The sequence below is a fragment of the Saccharopolyspora phatthalungensis genome, from assembly GCF_014203395.1.
Classification (GTDB): domain Bacteria; phylum Actinomycetota; class Actinomycetes; order Mycobacteriales; family Pseudonocardiaceae; genus Saccharopolyspora; species Saccharopolyspora phatthalungensis.
Genome location: NZ_JACHIW010000001.1, coordinates 5,874,499 through 5,889,697, shown reverse-complemented (window position 1 = coordinate 5,889,697; position 15,199 = coordinate 5,874,499). Strand labels below are relative to the sequence as shown.

Below are 15,199 nucleotides of genomic sequence, written 5' to 3'. Positions count from 1 at the left end.
AGCCCGGCCGCCTGCCGCTGTCCATCGGCGACGGCGTGCTGGCCGACACGGCCGACTCGGTGATCAGCGTCCCGGAGATCTTCAACTACTGGTTGCAGCCCGGGCGCATCGACATCGGTTTCCTCGGCGGCGCGCAGGTGGACCGCTTCGGCAACATCAACACCACCGTGATCGGCGGTGACTACGCCAAGCCCAAGGTCCGGCTGCCCGGCGCCGGCGGCGCCCCGGAGATCGCTGCGTCCTGCCGCGAGGTGCTCATCGTGATGCGGATGAGCCCGCGCAGCTTCGTGGCCAAGCTCGACTTCGTCACCTCGGTCGGCTACGGCACCGGCAAGGGCTACCGGGAAAAACTCGGCCTGCGCGGCCGTGGCCCGGTCAAGGTCATCACCGACCTGGGCGTGCTGGAGCCGGACCCGCGGACCTGCGAGCTGACGCTCACCCGGCTCAGCCCCGGCGCCACGGTCGAGCAGGCCCGGGAGGCGGTCGGGTGGCCGCTCAAGGTCGCCGATGAGCCGACCGTGCAGCAAGCCCCGACCGACACCGAACTGACCGTGCTACGTGAGCTCAAGGCGACGATCGATGGAGGCGCGAAATGACGGACGTCTTCGTGTTGGACGCGGTCCGCACCCCGATCGGCCGCTACGGCAAAGGGCTCGCCGGGGTCCGCCCGGACGACCTGGCCGCGCACGTGGTCGGCTCGCTGGTCGGCCGCCACCCGGACCTCGACCCGGCCATGATCGGCGACATCCAGTTCGGCGACGCCAACGGTGCCGGTGAGGACAACCGCAACGTCGCCCGGATGGCCGCGCTGCTGGCCGGGCTGCCCACCAGCGTGCCGGGCGCGACGGTCAACCGGCTCTGCGGCTCCGGGCTGGAGGCGGTCGTCAACGCCAGCCGGACGGTGCAGGTCGGCGACGCGGACCTGGTGCTCGCCGGCGGCGTGGAGTCGATGAGCCGCGCCCCGTGGGTGCTGCCCAAGCCCGAGGGCGGCTACCCGCGCGGCCACGAGACCTTGCACTCCACCACGCTCGGCTGGCGGATGATCAACCCCAACATGCCGGCGGCGTGGACCATCGCCCTCGGTGAGAGCGCCGAAATCCTGGCCGACCGCTACAAAATCAGCCGGGACGAGCAGGACGCCTTCGCGCTGCGCAGCCACCAGCGGGCCGCGGCGGCGTGGGCGGCCGGGCTCTTCGACGCCGAAGTGGTCCCGGTGCCGGGCACCGAGGTCACCCGCGACGAGGGAGTGCGGGCCGACAGTTCGCTGGCGTCGCTGGGCAAACTCAAGCCGGTGTTCCGCCCCGACGGCACGGTGACCGCGGGCAATTCCTCCCCGCTCAACGACGGCGCCGCCGCGCTGCTGGTCGGCAACGAGCAGGCCGCGCAACGAATCGGGGCGCACCCGCTGGCTCGGATCGTGAGCCGCGGCGCGGCCGGGGTCGCCCCGGAGGTGTTCGGCATCGGACCGGTGGCGGCGGCCAATACCGCGCTGCGCCGAGCGGGCATCGGCTGGGGCGACCTGACCGCCGTCGAGCTCAACGAGGCATTCGCCGCGCAGTCGTTGGCCTGCCTGGCCGAATGGCCCGGGCTGGACCCGGAAATCGTCAACGTGCAGGGCGGCGCGATCGCGATCGGCCATCCGCTGGGCGCCTCCGGCGCCCGGATCCTGGGCAGCCTCGCCCACCAACTCCACCGCGCCGGCGGGGGCTGGGGCCTCGCCGCCATCTGCATCGGCGTCGGCCAGGGACTGGCCGTCGTCCTGCACGCCTGAGTGCGTCCCGGGCTTGCGTTGGAACGACACCGGAGAACAGGCTCGGCGCAGGGGGAGCTGCGATCACACATGGAACCCGGACGCTGGCCGGGCGCCGCCCACGCCTTCATCGACTGCGCGCTAGTCGCACACGCCGAATGGGAGAACCGGTGAACGTGAACTACGAGCTGACCGGACCGGACGGTGCTCCGGTCGTCGTGCTGTCCAACTCGCTGGGAACCGACCTGACGCTGTGGGACGAGCAGGTTCCCGCGCTGACGCGGGAGTTCCAGGTGCTGCGCTACGACCAGCGCGGCCACGGTGCCACCCCGGCCAAGCCCGGTCCGTACACCCTCAAGCAACTCGGCCGCGATGTACTGGCGTTGCTGGACGCCCTCGGCGTCCGCAAGGCGCACTTCGCCGGGCTATCGCTGGGCGGCATGACAGGCATGTGGCTGGCCGAGCACGCGCCGGAGCGCATCGACCGGCTCGCGCTGATCTGCACCTCCGCCGAGCTGGGCCCGGCGTCGATGTGGCGGGACCGCGCTGCCCTGGTACGGCAGCGGGACACCCGGGCGATGGTCGTGCCGTCGCTGCCGAAGTGGTTCACGCCGGAACTGGCCGGACGGGCGGACATCGTCGAAAAGTTCGGCGGCATGCTCGTCGCCGCCGACGCCGAGGGCTACGCGGGCTGCTGCGAGGCCATCGCGGAGATGGACCTGTTGCCCAAGCTCGGTGAGATCACCGCGCCGACGCTGGTCATCGCCGGCGCCGAAGACCCGGCCACGCCGCCGCCGCACGCCGAACGGATCGCCGCCGCCGTTCCGGGTGCCCGCCTGGAGGTGCTGTCCCCGGCAGCGCACCTGGCCAACGCCGAACAGCCGGAGGCGGTCAACCGGCTGCTGCTGGACCACTTCACGAGGAACCTGTGCGCAGCATGCTGACGCTGGCGATCCTGGCGGCGGTGGGCTGCGAGGATGAGTTCGCGATGCACGTGAAGGAGGCCCGTCGCAACGGGGTCGTACCCGAGCAGAGCCGCGAGGTGCTGATGCACGTCGCGCTCTACGCCGTGGTTCCCCGCGCCAACAGCGCCTTCGCGATCGCCAACAAGAGCCGCACCGAACAGCGGCCGGATTGACCCGAGACCCGCAGGAGATCGTCATGGAGTCCGTGTCCGACACGAGCGGCGGTTACGTCCAGTCGCTGGCGCGCGGGCTCATGGTGATCCGCGCGTTCAACGAGTCCAATCCGGAGATGACGCTCTCCGAGGTCGCCCGCGCGACCGATCTGTCGCGCGCGGCGGCCCGGCGGTTCCTGCATACCCTGGTGCACCTCGGTTACGTGTGGACCGACGGCCGGGTCTTCGCGCTGACGCCACGCGTGCTGGAGTTGGGCTTCGCTTACCTGTCGAGTGTGTCGCTGCCGGAGATCGCCCAGCCGTACCTGGAGCGGCTGGTGGCCGAGGTGCACGAGTCGGCGTCGGTGTCGGTGCTGGACGGCGCGGACATCGTCTACGTCGCCCGGGTGCCCACCTCGCGGATCATGACCGTGTCGATCAACATCGGCACCCGCTTTCCCGCCTACGCCACCTCGATGGGTCGGGTCATCCTCGCGGACCTCGACCCCGCCGCGCTGGACGGCTATCTGTCCGAAGTGGACCTCGCGCCGCTGGGCCCGCACACCATAACGAGCCCCGCCGAGCTCAAGACCGAGCTGGCGCGCATCCGCGAGCAGGGCTGGGCCCTGGTGGACCAGGAGCTGGAGGCGGGCCTGCGCTCGATAGCGGCCCCGATCCGGGACCGCGCCAACCGGGTGGTCGCGGCGGTGAACGTCTCCTCGCACGCCTCCCGCACCAGTCCCGAAGACGCGCGCCGGAACCTGCTGCCACCACTGCTGGAAACGGCGGCCCGGATCGGTGCCGATCTCGCCGTCGCCCCCAGTTCCCGCGCCGTCTCCCGCCGTGCCCCGGGGTATGCCGATTTCCGTTGAAATCGCGGCGGTCCCGGGTGACATGCGCGAGTTCCGACCCGTGCACACTGATCATCGGGATCAGTGACGGCGAGGGAGTCGACCATGTGGACCGATGCGCGGGAGGACCTCATCAGACGGGCGGCGGCGCTGCGGCCGCTTTTGGAGCGCAATCGCGCCGAGGGCGAGCAGGAACGCCGGCTCGCCGACCAGTCGATCGCCGCGCTCGACGAGGCCGGTCTGTTCCGCGCGTGGGTGCCGCGCCGGTTCGGCGGGCTGGAGCACGACCTGCGCACCGTCATGGACGCTACCGTCGAGGTGACCCGGGGCGACGCGTCGGCGGGCTGGCTGGTGCTGATCCTCGGCTGCGGGGACTGGCTGACCGGGCTCTTTCCCGACCGGGCCCAGGAAGAGGTCTTCGGCACCGACCCGGACACCAAGGTGTGCCAGGTGCTCACGCCGAAGACTGCGGCCCAGCGCGTCGACGGCGGCTGGCGGGTCAGCGGCAGCTGGGCACCGGCCTCCGGCTGCTTGCACGCCGGTTGGGCGATTCTCGGCGTGTCGTTACCGGAGCACGGCGACGAGCCGGCGGGTGCCGCGTTCGCCTTGACCCCGATGAGCGAGCTGAGCATCAAGGACACCTGGTTCACCCTCGGCATGCGCGCGACCGGCAGCAACCTGCTGATCGGCGAGAACGTGTTCATTCCCGACCACCGCGTGCTGCGCCGAGCACCAGCGGCGCGGGGCATCTTCCCGCGCAAGCTGAACGATTCCCCGCGTTACCGCACCGCCCTGATCCCGACGCTGGCCACCTTCCTGATCGCCCCGGTGCTCGGCATGGCCGAGGAAGCGCTGGAGCACGTCGTCTCCCAATCCGGCCACAAGGGCATCGCGTTCACCAGCTACGAGCGCCAGCGCGATTCGACCGCCTTCCAACTGGCCGTGGCCGAATCCGCGATGAAGATCGACGTCGCGCGGCTGATCGCGCACCGGTTGGCGGCAGTGGTGGATGGCCATGCGCTGTCCGGAACGTACCCGGACTACGTGGAACGAGCCCGACTGCGCCAGCACTCCAGCCACGCGATCCGGCAGTGCCGGGAGGCCGTCGACGGGCTCGTCGGCGCCTACGGCGCGGCCGCGATGTCCGAATCGGACTTGCTGCACACGATCCTGCGCGACATCCAGACCGCCAGTCGGCACGCGATCGCGCACCCGGACAGCAATGCCGAACTGTTCGGCCGCGCCCTGCTCGGCATCGAACCCAACATCACCGAGATGATTTGAGCGCCACCACGTCGGCCAGCACGATGCCGGGCTCGGGAAGCCGGTGCGCCGCGGGGCTGTCGTAGACCGCCAGGAGTTCGCCGGAGGGCAGCAGCGCGATTCCTTCGGCGTGGTCGTCGCCTTCCCCGTGCGGCAGGTCGAGCTCGCGGTGCAGTTCCTCGCGATGCACCACGTCCGGGGCCTGGATTTGGGCGGCGCCGCGCCAGCGGTAGACCCGCACCGGGCCATCCAGGTCCATCGACGGCCCGGCCAGGAGCAGCAGGTCGTCGCCCTGCGCGCAGATGTCGCGGATCCCGAGGCCGTCGAGGTCCAGGAAATGCTTGGCGTAGCGCCCGCCGTCGAAGGACTTGGTCAGTTTCAATTCGCCGTCGTCCTCGCGCGGCGCCACCTGCAGCACGACCGCCCAACCCCGCAGCACCGGTCCGCGCAGCCCGAGCAACACCCGCTCCTGGCCGGGATCGCCGTGTACCGCGATGCCCTCGATGTCCAGCCCGTTGTCCTTGCCCGGAATCGCCAGGAACGACGCCAGGTGGTCATCGCCGTCGAGCACGTCGATCAGGCCGGGTCCGCCGAGCGCGGCGCTGCGACCGCCTTCCGGGGTGGTGCCGGCTGGAACGTCGTCGGCTAGGGCGATGCGCGCGAGCACCCGTCGGCTCGGCTCGGGGCTGACCGAGGCCAGCCGCTTCGCCGCCTTGGCGTCGGAATGCCCGTCCTTGATCTTCTTGCGCGTGGTGCTGTGCGAACCCACCACCCACAGATACGGGCCGTTGCGACAAATCCCTTCGATGTCGACCTCGTCGTCGGCCTCGCCCGGTAGCGGCACGACATCGGCCAGCGGGAAGCTGACGTGGTCGCGGTATTCGGTCGGCCGGTCGGCGGAATCGCCGGTCAGCCGTTCCACGGTGGCGGTCTCGTCACCGGCGATCCACAGGTGCTCGCCGTCGGTGCGCACCGCGGAGAGGTTGGCGTGCGTTGCGTCGGCGACCGCGGCGGCTCCGAAACGCAGCCGGACTCGGCGTTCGACGTCCATGTGTCGTTTCTAGCAGTACCGCCCCACCTGGTCACCTCCGCGAACCACTCGATCCAGTGACAAGCGGAACCGCGTGCCGGGCGCACCGGTCGAAGCGGTGTCATCGTCGATCATCGAAGGGAGGTTCGCGTGGCAGACATCCGGGTCAGCTTGCGCGGTGGGCCGGCGGACGGCCGCGAGGTCACCGTGTCGGCGGACGCGTCGGGTAAGCCGATCCCGCGTATCACGTTGCCCGCGCACGCCCGGAACGCCCAGGCCGTTCCGCCCCTGCTGATCTACGAACGCGGTGCCCGGCGCCCGGATGACAGCTGGGAATTCGACTACGCCGGCGTCGAAACCTAAGGTCTGTTTTATCAGCGGCGTAGGCCGCGTGCGGTGTGGGACTCGGCTTGCACCGCCGCAAGTTCTGACGAGATCGCATGTCTCTAGGCCGGCAGGACTCCCGCACGGGGCAGCCCGTAACGCGTCAACACGCGCAGAACGATGGCAACCTCGACGGTCTTGATGCCATCGAGCGCGGCCAAGTCCCTGGTAAGCAGCTCGGCCAGGTCGTCCTCGTCGCGGAACGCCCCGTGGTAGATCATCGAGGAAGTGCCGGCCACCGTCGACACCCAACGCGCCGTGGGAAGGCGGCCCAGTTCGGCGGCGATGCCGTTGATCGAGCGCAGCTCGGTGGTCAGCGAGATCACCGCTTCCAGCGGAAACCCGAGCACCGCCGGATCGATCTCCACATGCGGGATCACGATCCCACGCTCCAGCAGGGACTGGGCGAGCCGGTAGGCGGTGGACTGGCTCAGTGCCAGCCGACGCGCGATGTCGGCGGCGCTGGCCCGCCCGTCCTCCTGCAACGCGCGCGCCACCCGCCGCTCGTCCTCGCCGAGTTGCGTGCGGATCACGCCCCCGACGGCCGGATTCCGCTCGCGCAGCCGGGTTTCCTGGTCTGGGGTGAGCCGGTCGAGCTGCCAGGTTGCCGCCGAGGCGTAGCAGCGCAAGGCGATTTCGGTGTGGCTCGACGTGACTCCGGGGATGCCGCCGATGCGTTCCGCGATCAGGTCCGCCTTCGCGGCTCGCACGGCAGGTTGCAGGATGCAGTAGACGTCGGCCCGGCCGGAGATGATCGCGGCGAATTGCGTTTCCGGCAGCGCCGCCACGTCGTGGACGACCTGCCCGGCAGCCCCGGGCCGCGTGGCGATCCACAGGTGCAGCGGATGCGCCGCGCGCACCGACCAGTTCAGCTGACCGACGATCTTCAGCAGTCGCGCTTCGAGCAGCCGGGTCAGCCGCCGGCTCGCGGTGCTAGCCGACATCCCGAGTATTTCGGCCAGCAGCCGCACGCCCGCGCGCGGCGCGCGCTGCAGTGCCGCGACCAGGTCGAGGTCAACGGCGTCCAGCGACTCGGCCATACCGCTGAGCGTACGAGGCGCTGCTTGACCCGACCCCGGGGTGCGTGGCGAGGGTTTGCGGGTTCGGCCGGGGTGCGGTGCCACGGTGGACGCGGTTTCAATCGAAACTGCGGACCGCGGACGACTGCCCGGGGGTTCGCCACATCGGGTAGAGGGTCGGGCCGTCGCCGGAGAGGAGCATCGGGCCACCCAGGTCCCCGAAGCCGAGGCGCAGGTAAAGGTTACGGCTTCGGGCGCTGCTGGCCTCCAGGTAGCACGGGACGCCCTCGGCGTCCCATTTCCGCAGGGATTCGCGGAGTTCCCGGGTGCCGACGCCGGTGCCCTGCACCGCCGGGTCGACGCCGATCATGGACAGGTACTCATGAGGCTCGTGCGGATGGCGTTGCGCGCTGAGAGCGCCGAACTCGCGGAAGCGGTGGGCGCGAGGCCCCGCCAGGTCGTACAGGCGCTGGGTGTCGGCATCGGCGAGCATGCTCGGCGGCCCGGTGCGCGCCGACAGCCAGACCTGCACCGCGAGACCGTCCCGACTGCTGATCACTCGACCAGCCGTTTCGGTGTGCGCGAGGACCATCGTGAACCATTCGCGGTACACCTGGTGGCGGTGTGCTCGGTCGGGCATCAGCCACCGGGCGAAGGCGTCGTCACCGAAGGCCCGCAGCAGCGTGCGCACCCGCAGATCTTCAGTTGACATCCGCGGTCTCCTTCTCCAGTAGGACCGTGCTGGCGCGGGCCCCCATCCCGATTCGGGCGTAGGCCACCGGCCGGACTCGCTTCAACACCGCGCCCCAGATCGCGCCGAGCAGCAGCACGACGAGGAAGCCCAGCGGCACCGCCCACGCCGCCGGGTCGCCGTCGGGCACGCCGAGCACGGTGCCGAACGAAGCCACCGTCAGGATCAGCACGACTGCGAGCAGCAGCGCGGCCATCGTCGGGGCGATGGTGGTCCGCCACCGGCCGTGCGCATGGTCGTGCTCGCGCACGAAGTAGCCGACGACCGCAAGCGAGGTCAGCAGCACCAGCGTCAGCACCCCGAGCGCGCCGATCGAGGCCCCCCAGAAGAACAGGTAGGTGATCGGGTCCAGGCCGGTGACCACGACCAGCGCCACCACGGCCACCGCGATCGCGGTGGTGGTCCACGAGCCCGCGGCCGGGGCCGAGGTGCGCGGGCTGATCGTCGCCCACCAGCGCAGACCGATGCCTTCCCGGCCCAGCGCGAAAAAGTACCGGGCGCAGACGTGGTGGAACGACAGCGTCGCGGCGAACAGGCTCGTGACGTAGAGCGCCGAACCGATGGTCACCAGCGCCGTCGGTAACCGGCCCGCGGCGAGCACGAAGAGCAGTTCCGTGGAGTGGTTTTCGGCCTGCGACACGATGTTGTCCGGCCCGGTGGCCACCGTCATCGCCCAGGTCGACAACGAGTACAGGCCGCCGATGACGACCAGGGAGATATAGGTCGCGTAGATCACCGTGCGCGGGTCCTTCGCCTCCTCGGCCAGCACCGTTGAGTTCTCGAACCCGATGAACCCGGTGAAAGCGATCACCAGGATCACCCCGGCCGCGCTCGTCATCAGCTGGGTGGGGTTGAGCGTGTCGAGCACGACACCGGCATCCGATGGCGCGGACACGAACGCCGCGTCGTAGATCAGGATGATCGCGATCTCGGCAAGCAGTAGCACGCCCAGCACGCGCCCGTTGACGTCGATGCGCAGCACGCCGAGCACCGCGATCACCGTTAGGCCGATGCCCGAGAACACCCACCACGGCACCGAAAGGCCGCTGACCTGCCCCACGAAATCGACCGCGCCCACGCCGAAACCCCCGGCCAGGCTGGCCAGGACCATCAGGTAGGAGACCAGCGCGACCCCACCGGCCGCGGTGCCGGCCTCCCGGCCCAGCCCCTTGGCGATGTAGGCGTAGAACGCGCCGGCGTTCTCCACGTGCTGGGACATCGTGACGTACCCGATCGCGAACAGCCCGAGAACCAGGGCTATCGCCAGGTAGCCCAACGGGATCCCGGTCACCCCGGACACCGCGAACCCGCTGACCGCGCCGCCACCGACCACCGTCTCCGGGGCCGCGGCGGCGACGGTGAAGAACACGATCGACGTCACGCCCAACCGGGCGCGAGCTAAGGCGGCGGTCACTTTGGACGGTGGCAAGGGCTCGCTCCTCAGGAAGTCTCGATCAGTGCCTCGGGGTGATCGCCGACTGCCCACGGGCGGCCGCGACCTCATTGATGAGGGTCCGCAGCGGACCAGGGATGCGCGGCTCCCAGGACTCCATCCGGTAGTCGCCCTGCCGCGCGATGTGTTTGGGCAGCCGGACCTGGCGGAGCAACCCGGTCTCGCGCACCAGCAGCGCCAGGGTGATCTCGGCGAGCCGGGCCGGGATGGTGATCACGTCGCTGCCGGCCGTCGTTTCGGAGCTGGTGAACAGCACCTCCAACTCTTCCTCCGCTTTGCTCGCCCCGGTTTCGGCGAACCGCCAGGCCGCGGCCGTGCCGCCACGCCAGCCGGCCGACACCGGCACCTCGCGCAGCACATCGGTCATGGTCAGCCGGGCGCGCACCTTCTCGGTGGCCGTCAGGCCCAGATACTCCAGCCAGGTCCGCAGGTCGTGTCCGGGCTCCTGACGGATTTCCCGCAGAATCACCCAGGACAGGAAGTCCGGGCATCGGCCCTTGCCACTGGGCCGGACGCTCGGCGTCACCGCGATCTCCTCTTCCAGGATCAGCTCCGCCAGCAGTGCCCCGGCGCAGCCCAACGCCACCAAGGCGCCGTCAATCCTGGCCGAAAGCCGATTTTCTCCGGTGTGCGCCGCCAGGAAGAACCGGTCCGCCACGCGCAGCGGGAGACGCGCGGGCTCCTGCCCGGAAGCCGTCAACGGTCACCCCCGGCCGAAGTGCCGATCAACACGCGGTCGCTCCTGTCCGATGGATGCCCGAGTTCTTACCGTGCCCGAGACGGCGCACAGAGTAACGTACGTGAAGCACTGTTCAAGATCGTCGCCGGGGGCGGCACAGATCAAAAACAGTGCGCGTTTCAGGGCCGGGGAAGCCGGGCGGGAATGGGCGCTCGCCCGGCGACGTTGACTTCGACCTAACGCGAAGTTCGAGGATGGTGCCCAACCACGTCGGACCCACCTGAAGGGGACTGTGATCATGACGGTGAGCTGGGAGACCATGCGCTCCTTCGCCAGCGACAAATCCGTGACCCGGCAACGCCTTTCCCCCGGCCTGGCACGGCGGATCCTGCGCTACGCCCGGCCCTACACCCGCGACATCGTCCCCTTTCTGGTGCTGGTGGCCTTCGCGGCGGTGCTCGGCATCGTCAACCCGCTGCTGTTCAAGGCGATCATCGACGACGGGATCGTGCCTCGGAACATGGCAGTGGTCGTCTGGCTGGCGGTGGCGGTGGCCGGTGTCGCGTTCATCGAGGCAGCGATTTCGCTGTTGCAGCGCTGGTACTCCGCGCGACTCGGCGAGGGCCTCATCTACGACCTGCGGTCGGAGGTCTTCGACCACGTGCAGCGGATGCCGGTGGCGTTCTTCGTGCGGGCCCAGACCGGCGCGCTGGTCAGCCGGCTCAACAATGACGTCATCGGCGCGCAGCGGGCGCTGACCAGCACCCTGTCGTCGGTGGTGTCCAACGTGCTGAGCCTGGTGCTGGTGATGGCCACCATGTTCACCCTGTCCTGGCAGATCACCCTGATCGCGTTGGCGCTGCTGCCGCTGTTCCTGCTGCCGGTGCGCTGGATCGGGCGGCGGCTGCAGCGGGTGACCCGGGAGCAGATGAAGGTGGACGCCGAAATGAGCTCGCTGATGACCGAGCGTTTCGGCGTCGCCGGGGCGATGCTGACCAAGCTGTACGGCCGTGCCGACGAGGAGTCCGAGCGGTTCTCGCGGCGGGCCGCGCGGGTGCGCGACATGGGCGTGGTCTCGGCGATGTACAGCCGGGTGTTTTTCGTCGCGCTGACGCTGCTGGCGGCGCTGGCCACCGCGGTGGTCTACGGGCTCGGCGGCGGACTGGTGCTGGCCGGGGCCTTCCAGCTCGGCACCCTGGTGGCGCTGGCGACGCTGCTCAGCCGCCTGTACGGGCCACTGACCGCATTGTCCAATGTGCACGTTGACGTGATGACCGCGCTGGTCAGCTTCGACCGGGTCTTCGAGGTGCTGGACCTGCGCCCGATGATCCGGGAGAAGGCGGACGCGCAACCGCTGCCCGCCGGGGCGGCCGACATCGAGTTCGACGCGGTGTCGTTCGGCTACCCGGCGTCCAGCGAGGTTTCGCTGGCGTCGCTGGAATCGGTGGCGCGACCGGACAACGCGCCCGCGCACGACGTGCTGCACGACATCTCGTTCCGCGCCGCCCCGGGTCAGACGATCGCACTGGTCGGGCACTCCGGCGCGGGCAAGACGACCATCACCAACCTGGCCGGACGGCTCTACGACGTCGATGCCGGCGCGGTGCGCATCGGCGGCGCGGACATCCGCGACGTGTCGCTGGCCTCGCTGTACGCCACGGTCGGCGTGGTCACCCAGGACGCGCACCTGTTCCACGACACGATCCGGGCCAACCTCACCTTTGCCCGGCCCGACGCCACCGACGCGGAGCTGACCGAGGCCCTGCGCACCGCGCAGCTGGGACATCTCGTCTCGTCGCTGCCGGACGGGCTGGACACCGTGGTCGGCGACCGCGGCTACCGGCTCTCCGGCGGGGAGAAGCAGCGGTTGGCGATCGCGCGGCTGCTGCTCAAGGCACCGCCGATCGTCGTGCTGGACGAGGCGACCGCGCACCTTGACTCGGAATCCGAAGCGGCCGTGCAGAAGGCGCTGAAGACGGCGCTGTCCGGACGAACGGCGCTGGTCATCGCGCACCGGCTGTCGACGATCCGCGAGGCGGACCGGATCCTGGTCGTCTCCGAAGGGCGCATTGCCGAGGAGGGCACGCACGCCGAACTTCTGGTTCGCAACGGCCTGTACGCCGAGCTGTACCGCACCCAGTTCGCGCAGCAGGACGACGGCGAGGAGGCCGCCTGAGTCAGCTCGACTTCGGCGGGCCGGTGGTGAGGTCTCGTGCCGGGTCCAAGTGGGCGAGCACGGCGGTGCAGAGTTCGTCGAGTTGGCGCACCTGGGCCTCGGAGAGCCCGTCGAAGATCAGCTGGCGCACCTTGTCCACATGCCCGGGGGCCGAGGCGACGAGCTTTTCGTACCCCGTGTCGGTGAGCTCCGCGACGTAGCCGCGCCCGTCGCTGCACGCGCGGTGCCGACGCACCCAGCCCTGCTGTTCGAGCCGGGCGACCACGTGCGAGACCCGGGACGGCGAGGCGTTGGACCGGGCCGCGAGATCACTCATCCGCAGGGCGCGCGCGGGTTCTTCGCTGAGCATCGCGAGCACCCAGTAGCCGAAGTGGGTAAGCCCGGCGTCCCGTTGCAGTTGCGTGTCGAGCGCGGCGGGGACCACGGTCATCAGGGCGGCGAACTTCCGCCAGGCGCACTGCTGCTGCTCGGTGAGCCATCGCGATTCGATCACCCGGCAAGCATACGCGGAAGTAATTGAACCTTCATATACCAGGGCTTACCGGCGGTCCAGCAGTTCCCCGGCGGTCCGGGTGTTGATCACGCGCTCGGCGGGCACGTCGCACTCCTCGGCCCGCACGCACCCATAAGACAGCCAGTCCAGCTGACCGGGGGCGTGCGCGTCGGAGTCGATGCTGAACACGCATCCGGTGTCGCGGGCGAGCCGGATCAGCTCGCGCGGCGGGTCGAGCCGATCCGGACGCGAGTTGATCTCGACCGCGACACCGTTGTCCCGGCATGCCTCGAACACCGCCACGGCGTCGAAGGTGGACTGCGGGCGTTTCTTCTCACCGATCAAGCGGCCGGTGCAGTGCCCCAGCACGTCTACGTGCGGATTGCTCACCGCCGCACACATTCGCCGCGTCATCGCCGGTGCCGCCATCCGCAGTTCGGAATGCACGCTGGCCACTACGACGTCCAGCTCGGCGAGCAGATCCTCGTCCTGGTCCAGCCCGCCGTGCGCCAAGATGTCGACCTCGATGCCGGTGAGGATGCGAAACGGGGCGAGGCGCTGGTTGAGTTCGGCGACCACGTCCAGCTGCCGGCGCAGTCGCTCGGCCGTCAGGCCGCGGGCCACGGTCAGCCGGGGCGAGTGGTCGGTGAGCACCATCCACTCGTGCCCGAGTTCCCGGGCGGTAGTGGCCATCTCGGCGATCGGGCTACCGCCGTCGGACCAGTCGGAATGCGTGTGGCAGTCGCCGCGCAGCGCCGCGCGAAGCCGCCGCCCGTGCTCAGGAACGTCCACTTCGGACCGCAGTCGCTCCAGGTACTCCGGTGTCTCGCCGCGGTGTGCCGCCGCAATCACGGCTGCGGTGGTTCTGCCGATGCCCTCCAGCTCGGTCAGCCGACCGGATGCCACCCGCTCGTCCAGGTCCGGCAGGTCGTCCACGACCGCGGCCGCGCGCCGGAACGCGCGCACCCGGTAGGTCGGAGCGCCTTCGCGCTCCAGCCAGAACGCGATCTCGCGAAGTGCTCGTGCCGCATCCACGCCGTCCTTCGTAGCCGCTGCCCGGCCCTCGCGCCACCGGCGATTCGTCCCGGAGCTCTATCGCCGGGGCGGCACGCAGCGTTAGATAGCCTTCAGAAAATCGTTTTCCGCGAGCGCGAGGTGGAGAGTGCAGCAGTACGAACTGGCGGTGCTGCCCGGCGACGGGATCGGCAACGAGGTGATGCCGGAAGCGTTGCGGGTGCTCGACGTGGTCGGCGCGAAGTACGGTGTGCGGTTCGGCTACCGGCATTTCGACTGGAGTTGCCAGACCTACCGGAGCACCGGGCGGATGATGCCCGCCGACGGCCTGGACCGGTTGCGCGACCACGATGCGATCCTGCTCGGCGCCGTCGGCTGGCCGGGCGTGCCCGACCACCTCTCGCTGTGGGGCCTGCTGCTGCCGATCCGTCGCGAGTTCGACCAGTACGTCAACCTGCGGCCGGTCCGGCTGCTGCCCGGGGTGACGCCCCCGGTCCGCGACAAGCGGCCCGGCGACATCGACTTCTGGGTGGTCCGGGAGAACACCGAGGGCGAGTACTCGCAGCTCGGCGGCCGCCAGGGCGAGGGCACCCCGAACGAGATGGTGCTGCAGACAGCCGCATTCACCCGGCGCGGCACCGACCGCATCATGCGCTACGCCTTCGAGCTGGCCCGCAAGCTCGGCAAGCCGCATGTCACCTCGGCGACCAAGTCCAACGGCATCTACTACTCGATGCCCTACTGGGATGAGCGGTTCGCGGCGATCGCCGCGGAGTACCCGGACGTCACCGTCGACCAGGACCACATCGACATCCTCTGTGCCCGGTTCGTGCTCAGCCCGGAGCGTTTCGACGTGGTGGTCGCCAGCAACCTGTTCGGCGACATCCTGTCCGACCTGGGGCCCGGCGTGACCGGCACGATCGGGGTGGCGCCATCGGGCAACATCAACCCGGAGCGCACCTACCCGTCGACGTTCGAACCGGTGCACGGCTCGGCACCGGACATCGCCGGCCGGGGCATCGCCAACCCGATCGGTCAGATCTGGTCGGCGGCGATGATGCTGGACCACCTCGGCTTGACGGAGGCCGGGGCCGACGTGGTCCGGGCCATCGAGCACGTCCTGGCCGACACCACGGCACCGCGCACCCCGGACCTCGGCGGCAAAGCCACCACCGAAGATCTCGGCAAGGCCGTCGCCGCCGCGCTGCCGGGCTGACCT

16 protein-coding genes are annotated in these 15,199 nt (G+C 70.1%); 9 read left to right on the top strand and 7 right to left on the bottom strand.

Features of this window, described 5'->3' with window-relative positions:
- The 6 genes from BJ970_RS26880 to BJ970_RS26855 form a co-directional block, all read left to right on the top strand.
- The coding region (locus tag BJ970_RS26880) for a CoA-transferase subunit beta (RefSeq protein WP_184728784.1) at positions 1–596 on the top strand (596 nt) is incomplete at its 5' end.
- Positions 593–1,771, top strand: a complete 1,179-nt coding sequence (locus tag BJ970_RS26875) for a thiolase family protein (RefSeq protein WP_184728783.1) — start codon at positions 593–595, stop codon at positions 1,769–1,771. The genes BJ970_RS26880 and BJ970_RS26875, both read left to right, overlap by 4 nt.
- Before the next feature lie 149 nt (positions 1,772–1,920).
- Positions 1,921–2,694, top strand: a complete 774-nt coding sequence (pcaD, locus tag BJ970_RS26870; RefSeq protein ID WP_184728782.1) for a 3-oxoadipate enol-lactonase — start codon at positions 1,921–1,923, stop codon at positions 2,692–2,694.
- Positions 2,688–2,888, top strand: a complete 201-nt coding sequence (locus tag BJ970_RS26865) for a carboxymuconolactone decarboxylase family protein (protein WP_246471021.1) — start codon at positions 2,688–2,690, stop codon at positions 2,886–2,888. The genes pcaD and BJ970_RS26865 overlap by 7 nt, the downstream gene beginning before the upstream one ends.
- A gap of 23 nt (positions 2,889–2,911) precedes the next feature.
- On the top strand, positions 2,912–3,739 hold the full coding sequence (locus tag BJ970_RS26860; protein WP_184728780.1) for an IclR family transcriptional regulator: 828 nt from the start codon (positions 2,912–2,914) through the stop codon (positions 3,737–3,739).
- Positions 3,740–3,823: 84 nt separating this feature from the next.
- Positions 3,824–5,002, top strand: coding sequence for an acyl-CoA dehydrogenase family protein (locus tag BJ970_RS26855; protein WP_184728779.1), 1,179 nt, complete (start codon positions 3,824–3,826; stop codon positions 5,000–5,002).
- On the opposite strand, the gene BJ970_RS26850 is transcribed toward BJ970_RS26855, so the two are convergent.
- Entirely contained in the window at positions 4,986–6,032 is a 1,047-nt protein-coding gene (locus BJ970_RS26850; RefSeq protein ID WP_184728778.1) for a DUF3616 domain-containing protein, read from the bottom strand. The genes BJ970_RS26855 and BJ970_RS26850 overlap by 17 nt on opposite strands.
- 129 nt (positions 6,033–6,161) lie before the next feature.
- Between BJ970_RS26850 and BJ970_RS26845 the strand changes: the two genes are divergently transcribed.
- Complete coding sequence (locus tag BJ970_RS26845; protein WP_184728777.1) at positions 6,162–6,374, top strand: DUF8847 domain-containing protein; 213 nt, start codon at positions 6,162–6,164, stop codon at positions 6,372–6,374.
- Between the two features lie 83 nt (positions 6,375–6,457).
- Here BJ970_RS26845 and BJ970_RS26840 read toward each other — a convergent pair whose 3' ends face one another.
- The 4 genes from BJ970_RS26840 to BJ970_RS26825 all read right to left on the bottom strand — a co-directional run bounded on the left by BJ970_RS26840 (position 6,458) and on the right by BJ970_RS26825 (position 10,318).
- Entirely contained in the window at positions 6,458–7,435 is a 978-nt protein-coding gene (locus BJ970_RS26840; protein ID WP_184728776.1) for an Lrp/AsnC family transcriptional regulator, read from the bottom strand.
- Positions 7,436–7,532: 97 nt separating this feature from the next.
- On the bottom strand, positions 7,533–8,126 hold the full coding sequence (locus tag BJ970_RS26835; protein WP_184728775.1) for a GNAT family N-acetyltransferase: 594 nt from the start codon (positions 8,124–8,126) through the stop codon (positions 7,533–7,535).
- A complete protein-coding gene (locus tag BJ970_RS26830) occupies positions 8,116–9,594 on the bottom strand; it encodes an APC family permease (RefSeq protein WP_184728774.1) in 1,479 nt (492 codons plus the stop codon). The genes BJ970_RS26835 and BJ970_RS26830 overlap by 11 nt, the downstream gene beginning before the upstream one ends.
- A gap of 25 nt (positions 9,595–9,619) precedes the next feature.
- Positions 9,620–10,318: a GPP34 family phosphoprotein gene (locus BJ970_RS26825; RefSeq protein ID WP_221467324.1), complete on the bottom strand. Its 699-nt coding sequence runs from the start codon at positions 10,316–10,318 to the stop codon at positions 9,620–9,622.
- Positions 10,319–10,595: 277 nt separating this feature from the next.
- Here BJ970_RS26825 and BJ970_RS26820 point away from each other — a divergent pair, with 277 nt between their 5' ends.
- Entirely contained in the window at positions 10,596–12,473 is a 1,878-nt protein-coding gene (locus BJ970_RS26820) for an ABC transporter ATP-binding protein (protein WP_184728773.1), read from the top strand.
- 1 nt (position 12,474) lies between these two features.
- Here BJ970_RS26820 and BJ970_RS26815 read toward each other — a convergent pair whose 3' ends face one another.
- The gene (locus BJ970_RS26815) at positions 12,475–12,966 is read right to left on the bottom strand and encodes a MarR family winged helix-turn-helix transcriptional regulator (RefSeq protein ID WP_184728772.1); all 492 of its coding nucleotides are present in this window, start codon (positions 12,964–12,966) and stop codon (positions 12,475–12,477) included.
- Positions 12,967–13,011: 45 nt separating this feature from the next.
- The gene (locus tag BJ970_RS26810; protein ID WP_184728771.1) at positions 13,012–14,001 is read right to left on the bottom strand and encodes a PHP domain-containing protein; all 990 of its coding nucleotides are present in this window, start codon (positions 13,999–14,001) and stop codon (positions 13,012–13,014) included.
- Between the two features lie 127 nt (positions 14,002–14,128).
- Between BJ970_RS26810 and BJ970_RS26805 the strand changes: the two genes are divergently transcribed.
- Positions 14,129–15,196, top strand: a complete 1,068-nt coding sequence (locus BJ970_RS26805) for a tartrate dehydrogenase (protein WP_184728770.1) — start codon at positions 14,129–14,131, stop codon at positions 15,194–15,196.
- Positions 15,197–15,199 lie beyond the last annotated feature (3 nt).